Source organism: Pontibacter sp. BAB1700, assembly GCF_000277005.1.
Lineage (GTDB): Bacteria > Bacteroidota > Bacteroidia > Cytophagales > Hymenobacteraceae > Pontibacter > Pontibacter lucknowensis.
In genome coordinates this window covers 1-1,443 of sequence record NZ_AKIS01000254.1, presented here as the reverse complement: position 1 = coordinate 1,443, position 1,443 = coordinate 1, and the positions used below count along the sequence as shown (strand labels likewise).

The 1,443-nt window shown below is 54.3% G+C and carries 1 protein-coding gene and 1 pseudogene; both read left to right on the top strand.

The genetic code is table 11. The features are described from left to right. Positions 1-276: pseudogene (locus tag O71_RS20955) on the top strand (phosphoribosylanthranilate isomerase); the annotation flags it as partial. Between the two features lie 162 nt (positions 277-438). Then, positions 439-1,443, top strand: a 1,005-nt coding sequence (gene trpB, locus O71_RS20950) for a tryptophan synthase subunit beta (protein ID WP_007661281.1), incomplete at its 3' end; no start/stop codon positions are given.

The window sequence follows — 1,443 nt, the reverse complement described above, 5'->3', positions numbered from 1 at the left end:
CGCTACTGCGAGTACTTCCTTTTCGACACCCGCGGCAACAACTACGGCGGCAACGGCACTGTCTTCGACTGGGAAATGCTGAAAGGCTACTTCTCGCCTATACCTTATTTCCTGAGCGGCGGCCTGAATCTGGAAAACCTGCAGAGTAAGGAGTTTGAAAAGCTCCGTCCAAAGCCCTTTGCCATTGACGTGAACAGCGGCTTTGAGGTGGAACCGGGGCTGAAGGATGTGGAGAAGGTGAAGGAGTTGATTAGCAGGCTTAGGGATAGAGGCTAGAAGGTTTTTATAGCGCGAGCGTCCTCGCTCGTGCTTATTATGGAGGGGCCTCTGGCCCATTTGTGATTTTTCTCAGCTTAACACTAGGGGCCAGAGGCCCCACTATAGCTAGTCACGAGCGAGGACGCTCGCGCCATGCAGAACCAAAAGATAAAAAAACACATGAAATACTCAGTAGACGAAAACGGATTCTACGGCAAGTTCGGCGGGGCTTATGTTCCCGAAATGCTATTCCCCAACGTGGAGGAACTGCGTGAGAACTATTTGAAGATCATGGCTGAGCCGGATTTTCAGGAGGAAATGCAGAGCTTGCTCCGCGATTATGTAGGTCGCCCGACGCCGCTATACTTTGCCAAGCGCCTATCCGAGAAGTATAACACCAACATCTACCTCAAGCGGGAGGACCTGAACCATACCGGAGCGCATAAGATCAACAACACCATCGGGCAGATTTTGCTGGCCAAGCGACTGGGCAAGACCCGCATCATTGCCGAGACGGGTGCTGGTCAGCATGGCGTTGCCACGGCTACAGTTTGTGCGCTGATGAACCTTGAGTGTATCGTGTACATGGGTGAAGTAGACATTGAACGGCAGGCTCCTAATGTAGCTAGAATGAATATGTTAGGAGCAAGGGTAGTGCCTGCTACCAGCGGCAGTAAAACGCTGAAAGATGCCACGAACGAAGCTATTCGCGACTGGATCAATAACCCGGAAGACACTTACTACATCATCGGTTCGGTGGTGGGTCCGCACCCGTACCCGGATATGGTGGCCCGCTTTCAGGCGGTGATCTCGGAGGAAATGAAAGCGCAGTTGCTGGAGAAGACCGGCAGTGAGAATCCGGATTATGTGGTCGCCTGTGTGGGCGGCGGCAGCAATGCGGCGGGGGCTTTCTACCACTACCTCGATACGGCGGAAGTGAAGCTGGTAGCCGTAGAGGCTGCCGGTTTGGGTATAGACTCTGGGGAGTCAGCCGCTACCTCGGTACTGGGCAAAGAAGGTATCATCCACGGCAGCCGCACCTTGCTGATGCAAACCGAAGACGGACAGGTAACTGAGCCATACTCGATCTCTGCTGGTCTGGACTACCCGGGTGTGGGGCCGCTGCACGCGCATCTGCACCAGTCGGGTCGGGCTATTTTTGAGAGCATTACCGACGAGGAGGCC